This window comes from Kitasatospora sp. NPDC101157, from assembly GCF_044768255.1.
GTDB lineage: Bacteria > Actinomycetota > Actinomycetes > Streptomycetales > Streptomycetaceae > Kitasatospora.
In genome coordinates, this window is the sequence record NZ_JBIWPL010000065.1 from 1 (window position 1) to 5,541 (window position 5,541).

Annotated in this window: 5 protein-coding genes and 1 pseudogene; 3 read left to right on the plus strand and 3 right to left on the minus strand. The window is 68.6% G+C overall.

Annotated elements, in window-relative coordinates; genetic code table 11:
- Positions 1-250: 250 nt before the first annotated feature.
- Positions 251-1,525, minus strand: coding sequence for an IS701 family transposase (locus ACIRVF_RS42840; protein WP_402830668.1), 1,275 nt, complete (start codon positions 1,523-1,525; stop codon positions 251-253).
- A gap of 426 nt (positions 1,526-1,951) precedes the next feature.
- On the opposite strand from ACIRVF_RS42840, the gene ACIRVF_RS42845 reads away from it, so the two are divergent.
- From ACIRVF_RS42845 to ACIRVF_RS42855, 3 genes are read left to right on the plus strand one after another with little or no spacing between them, the layout of a single operon-like run.
- The gene (locus tag ACIRVF_RS42845; protein WP_402830659.1) at positions 1,952-2,692 is read left to right on the plus strand and encodes a tyrosine-type recombinase/integrase; all 741 of its coding nucleotides are present in this window, start codon (positions 1,952-1,954) and stop codon (positions 2,690-2,692) included.
- On the plus strand, positions 2,689-3,012 hold the full coding sequence (locus tag ACIRVF_RS42850) for a helix-turn-helix domain-containing protein (RefSeq protein ID WP_402830661.1): 324 nt from the start codon (positions 2,689-2,691) through the stop codon (positions 3,010-3,012). The genes ACIRVF_RS42845 and ACIRVF_RS42850 overlap by 4 nt, the downstream gene beginning before the upstream one ends.
- Positions 3,012-4,580, plus strand: coding sequence for a tyrosine-type recombinase/integrase (locus tag ACIRVF_RS42855; protein WP_402830664.1), 1,569 nt, complete (start codon positions 3,012-3,014; stop codon positions 4,578-4,580). Before ACIRVF_RS42850 ends, ACIRVF_RS42855 begins: the two co-directional genes overlap by 1 nt.
- 57 nt (positions 4,581-4,637) lie before the next feature.
- Here ACIRVF_RS42855 and ACIRVF_RS42860 read toward each other — a convergent pair whose 3' ends face one another.
- On the minus strand, positions 4,638-5,162 hold the full coding sequence (locus ACIRVF_RS42860; protein WP_402830666.1) for a hypothetical protein: 525 nt from the start codon (positions 5,160-5,162) through the stop codon (positions 4,638-4,640).
- Between the two features lie 125 nt (positions 5,163-5,287).
- Positions 5,288-5,422, minus strand: a pseudogene (locus ACIRVF_RS42865) (helix-turn-helix domain-containing protein); the annotation flags it as partial.
- Positions 5,423-5,541 lie beyond the last annotated feature (119 nt).

Consider the following 5,541-nt stretch of genomic DNA (forward strand, 5'->3'; position numbering starts at 1 on the left):
AACTGGAACAGCTCCCACAACTCATCCGGCACCAGCCGCTCCACGATCGTCACCCGCGGAGCCTACTCGGCCGTCCAAATGAGATGTCCTCTTAGGTGTGACCTGTTGCCATCGGAAGGCCTGAAATTCGCCGCCCACCCCACTCGGTCTATACCTGTGGGGGGATGGGTGTCCGCGCTCATTGATTGTGACCAGGCGCGGTGTGTCTGAGCTGGGGTTATCAGTTAGTACTCCAGTGTGACTTCGTGATCTATCCGGCTGCGAGTCGGTGCCGGTAGTGGCTGCGGCGGGCTGTGGCCTGGTGGTGTCTGCGCCAGTTTGACCAGGTCAGCAGTCTGTTGGGGGTTGTGGCGGGTGGTTTCAGTAGTGCCCCGAGAAGGTGGCGAATCTCCGGGACGGTCAGGTCGATCGGATCGGTGCTGCGGGCTGGCCAGTTCGGTTGTGCGGTTCTCGCCGGTGTCGCGTCGGCGGCGAGAACCACGAGGAAGGCCAGCGCGAGCATGGCCAGGGTGATGTGCCGGTGCCAGGCGGTCCAGTGGCGGACTTGGTAGTGGTCCAGCCCGACCTGGCCCTTCGCGGCCTGGAAGCACTCCTCGACGCACCACCTCATCCCAGCCACCCGGACCAGTTCGGACAGCGGTACCGGTCTCGGGGTCCAGCACAGGTAGAAGGCGAGTTCGCCGGTGGTCGAGTTGCGGCGGGTCAGCAGATGCCGGTGACCGTCGGTACCGATCTCGACCCAGGCCCAGTCGTAGTAGCGCGGCCCTTTCGCGCCGGCTCCGGCGTTCTGCCGGTGCCAGGCCGAGGCGGGCAGGCGGTCGGCCACGGCATCCGCCCGGACAGTGGTCCGTCCCTGGTTGATCCGCACCCTGGTCTTGCAGGCGACGGCCAGGACGTAACCGATCCGTCGGGACTCCAACAGGGCACGAAGGCCGGGGTCCTGGCCGTATGCCTCGTCGCCGGTCACCCAGGAGGCGCCGATCCCGGCGTCCAGTGCTGCGACGATCATCTGCCCGGCCAGCGCGGGCTTGGTCGCGAACTCCACCTGGTCGGGCACACCGGCGCGGGTTCGGCGCTCGGTGTCCCGGGACCAGGCCGTGTCGGGCAGGTAGAGTCGACGGTCGATCAACGCCCTTCCTCTGCTGGAGGCATAGGCGAGGAAGACGCCGACCTGCGTGTTCTCGATTCGCCCTGCGGTGCCGGTGTACTGCCGCTGCACGCCGGCCGAGGCGGTGCCCTTCTTCAAGAACCCGGTCTCGTCCGCGATCAGCACGCCGTCGTCGGCGCCAAGGTGCTCGACGATGTAAGCACGGACGTCGTCGCGGACCTCGTCGGCGTCCCAGTGGGCGCTTCGCAGCAGCCTTTGCATCGGCCCGGGCCGGGCGTAACCAGCCTGCTCGGCCAGCCGCCAGCAGTTCTTCCGTTCGACGCCGGACAACAGTCCGAGCACGAACGCGCGGGCCGTCGCCCGCGGCTCCACCCGCCTGAACCGGCCCGCGATCCGGGCCATCGCCTGGTCGAACATCGCCGGCCATCGGGCGGCGTCTATGCTGTGCCCCGCGGCCACCGCAAGATCTTCAGGAGTCCACACAACCCCCGATGATCACGCGGTGGCCGTTCCCGCTCCCACCCAGCCCCAGCGCGAGATCACGAAGTCACACTGGAGTATTAGGTGATCGGGTTCCTGTCTGTGGGGTTGTGTGGGTCATGGCTGCTCGGCTGGTGTTCTGACCTGGTGTTGGTCAGTTGTGTTGGGTGTTGGTCAGATGGACTGGGCAGGGATAAGGCGACGACAGGGGTACTTCGCGGCGGGGTTCGTGGGCTGGATGGCAAGTGGTCATTCGTTGGTGGTGGTGCGGCCTCGCCCAGCGGCACCCGGCTGGCCCGCTCGCAGGCGCTGAGCACGTACTTCCTGTTCCTGGAGCTGCGGCACAAGGTCGAGATCCACCGGATGACCGGGCGGGTTGTCGAGTGCCCGATCGACGAGATGAACCGTCCGCGCGGCTCCAAGGACGCCCAGCTGCGGATCCCGCCGACCGCGCCGGAGGTCGGCCGGCTGTTCACCGGCTGGGGCGGCGAGCTGGCGACCTGCCGCAAGTTCGCCCCGACCGCGAGGAACTACACCGCCGCGAAGCTGATGTCGCAAGTCGGACTGCGGGTGAGCGAGGCGTGCGGCCTCGACCTGGGCGACATCAAGTGGAGCCTGGGCCGGTTCGGCAAGCTCCACGTCCGCCTCGGCAAGGGCGCCCGCGGCTCCGGGCCGCGCGAGCGGATGGTGCCGCTGATCAACGGAGCGGACCGGACGCTGCGGTGGTTCATCGAGGACGTCTGGGGCCAGTTCGACGACGACCACAGCCGCCCCGGCGCCCCGCTGTTCCCCTCCGAGCGCAAGAACACCGACGGGTCCTCGCGCCGGGTCGGCGACGACGCCCTGCGGAACGGCCTGGCCGCCGCCGTCGCGGCTCATTTTCCCGGCTGGGCTGAGAAGTTGACGCCGCATGTCCTGCGGCACTTCTGCGCGTCCGAGCTCTACTCGGGCGGCCTGGACCTGCTCGCAATTCAGGAGGTTTTGGGACATTCCTGGATCGCCACGACGTGGCGATACGTCCACGTCCAGCAGACCAGGGTGGAAGACGCCTGGGCCGCCGGGCAGCAACGGGCCGCGAAGCGCCTGGAAGGACTGATGGGATGAAGTGGAACCTACGGCTGATCGCCGCGAACAAGGGCATCTGGAAGGCGTCCGAGCTACAGCGGAGTCTGGCTGAGCACGGGCTGGTCATCTCGGCCGGGAAGATGTCTGGCCTGTGGTCCGGCCAACCGGTCTCCCTCAAGCTGGAGGACCTGGACGTGATCTGCGTCGTGCTCGGCTGCGAGATCGGCGACCTATTGCTGCCCGAGCCGGAGAAGGTCCCCCGGCCCGGGCAGCAGGAGACCGAGCAAGTCGCTGTCGCAGCGGCGGGGCCGGCGGTGGTTCCTCGTCGCCGTGACGGGCGCTCGCTCCCCCCGTCGTGATGGCCTACGTCCTGCCGGCGGCCAGGTGCAAGCCGCCGGCCAGCTGCCCGGACTGCTTCGGCTGGGGCGCGCTGCCCGGCCGCGTGTGCAGTGCGTGCCAGAGCTTCCGCCGCACCGAGGAGCCCGCCGAGTGCAGCGGCTGCTACCGGGTGGTGCGGCTGAAGAAGGGCTACTGCCGGCTGTGCTGGCACCAGGCGAGTCAGGATGCCAAGGGTGAAGTCACCGTGCTGCAGCCCTACTTGGAGAAGGTTCGGCACCACCAGCTGTTCCTGATCAACCTCCACCGGCCACGGTGTCCGGGCCCTCCGCGCGGCAAGCGCAGGGGACGGCCGCGGCTGCCCGACCCAGCCCCGGCACGTCCGCCGGCCTGCGGCTGGGTCCAACCGGCTCTGTTCGAGGCCCGCCGCGACTTCACCCGCTTCGACCGGCAGAAGCACGCACGTCTCGACAACCCCTGGCTGGCCTGGGCACGACACACTGCCCATCGCCTCGGCGAGGCCCACGGCTGGCCCCGAGGCGTCCGCCTGGACGTCGACCGGGCCCTGGTCATTGTGCTGTCCTGCCACACCGGCGGCGACATCGTCCGGCACTCCGAGATGTTCCCGGCCCTGCGGTCCCGTGGACTCAGCGTCGAGCGCACCGCGGAAGTGCTCGCCCACATCGGTGTCTTCCTCGACGACCGGCCGTCCTCCTTCGACCGCTGGCTGGAGTCCAAGCTCGACGGCCTCGCGGCCGGCATCCGGCGGGACGTCCAGGACTGGGCCCGGCTCCTGCACGACGGCGGCCCGCGGTCCCAGCCCCGGGACGTGGTAACCGTCTGGGGCTACCTCAACCGGTTGCGGCCGGTGCTGCTGGAGTGGTCTGGCCGCTATGACCACCTGCGCGAGGTCACCCGTGACGACGTCCTCGCCTACCTGGCCACAGTCCGCGGCTCGCAGCGCAAGCACGCCACGGTCGCCCTGCGGTCCCTGTTCGCCCGGGCCAAGAAGAACGGCACGATCTTCAAGAACCCGACCAGCCGCATCCGGGTCGGTCAGCAGGAGAGCGGCGTCATTCAGCCGCTGGAAGCCGAGGACGTCCGGTCCTCCGTCGCCGCGGTGACACGCCCGGCCGACCGGCTGATCCTCGCCCTCGCGGCCGTCCACGCCGCCCGACCTGGCGCGATCCGCCGTCTCCAGCTCGACGACCTCGACATCGGCAACCGTCGGCTCGTCATCGACGGCCGCGTCCGGCCCCTGGACGAGCTCACCCTGCAGGCTGCCCTCGCCTGGCTGGAGCACCGGCGACGACGCTGGCCCGACACCGCCAACTCGCACCTGCTGATCAACAAGCAGACCGCGCTGGAGGCCAGCCCCATCAGCGGAGTCTCCGTCTCCGCCGCGCTTCGCGGCCAGAGGGCCACCCTGGAACGGCTCCGCGTCGACCGCCAGCTCGAAGAAGCCCTTGTACACGGCCCTGACCCGCTCCACCTCGCCGAGGTCTTCGGCCTGGCGGAGAAGACCGCCATCCGCTACGCGGACTCCGCACGGGCGCTGTTGGACCAGGCCGCTGAACAGTCACTTCGGTGAAGTCCGCCTCATCGGGATTACTTCATTGGCGAGGGTGAGCATGCCATCACGGCAGAGTCAGCAGCCGGGGCCGATCGGCGCAGACGCTGTCAGGGCGAGCGCGGCGATCCGCAGCTCGGCGTCCCATGTCTGCTGGTCAAGCCCCAATGTGTACTCAAGGCAGCACGAGCATTGCGGGATCAGCTTCACGAATGATCGCTCCTCCGCAGTTTCGACTTCCGTCTTCCACCAGTCGTCCGTCGCCAGGTCGGCGGGAGCGATTTCTCCAGCGACGAGTCTGGCCGCCAGTCGGCGAAGTGCGTGGCGCCGAGCCAGACCCGGATCGGGCAACTCGATCTCGGACTCGGCGAGTGCTTGCTCGAACGCGTTGCGGATATCGTGGGTATCCGCGTTGCGCGGCCAACCGGCGAGCTCACACAGCGTCGGGGCGTCCAGCCCGGCCGCGAGTGCCTCAGCAGCGATCATCGGCAGGTCCTCCGGGCGGATCTCCTCTGCCTGATAACGGCACGCCACCTCACCCAGAGTCGTGAGGCCGCTTTGCATCGGGGTTTCCGGTTCCGGCGTCGTTCCTGCTGGTGTCATGACTCCTACGATGCCAGCACCGTTTCCCAGAAGGCTGCCCAGGGGGCGGTCCGCTCGGCGCTCACCCGCGTGTTCGGCTGAACCCGAAGGCCGATCTCACGAAAGCACGACAGTCCATCCTCAGGTTCCGGCTGAGAACCCTTCAGTTTCCATGAACCCGCGGGCCTCCGAGGGTCCAGGCAGGCCAGCCCGATCTCGTTGAACCGGTGGATCACGTCACGCACCGTGTCCTCGTCCGCCTGCACCAGCTGGGCGATCACCGGTACCCGGTTGCCGCCGGCCGAGGCTAGTGCTGCTCCGCGGAAGTTCGTGGAGGGGCGTTGATCATGCTGTCTTGAGCGGGGTGCCGTCGTAGGTCCAGCGGTAGGGCTTGGCGGTC

Bases quoted from the DNA above. Each gene is read 5' to 3' on its own strand.
- ACIRVF_RS42850 (WP_402830661.1), top strand. From the start codon at position 2,689: ATGAAGTGGAACCTACGGCTGATCGCCGCGAACAAGGGCATCTGGAAG.
- ACIRVF_RS42845 (WP_402830659.1), top strand. From the start codon at position 1,952: ATGACCGGGCGGGTTGTCGAGTGCCCGATCGACGAGATGAACCGTCCG.
- ACIRVF_RS42855 (WP_402830664.1), top strand. From the start codon at position 3,012: ATGGCCTACGTCCTGCCGGCGGCCAGGTGCAAGCCGCCGGCCAGCTGC.
- ACIRVF_RS42840 (WP_402830668.1), bottom strand. From the start codon at position 1,525: ATGTTCGACCAGGCGATGGCCCGGATCGCGGGCCGGTTCAGGCGGGTG.
- ACIRVF_RS42860 (WP_402830666.1), bottom strand. From the start codon at position 5,162: ATGACACCAGCAGGAACGACGCCGGAACCGGAAACCCCGATGCAAAGC.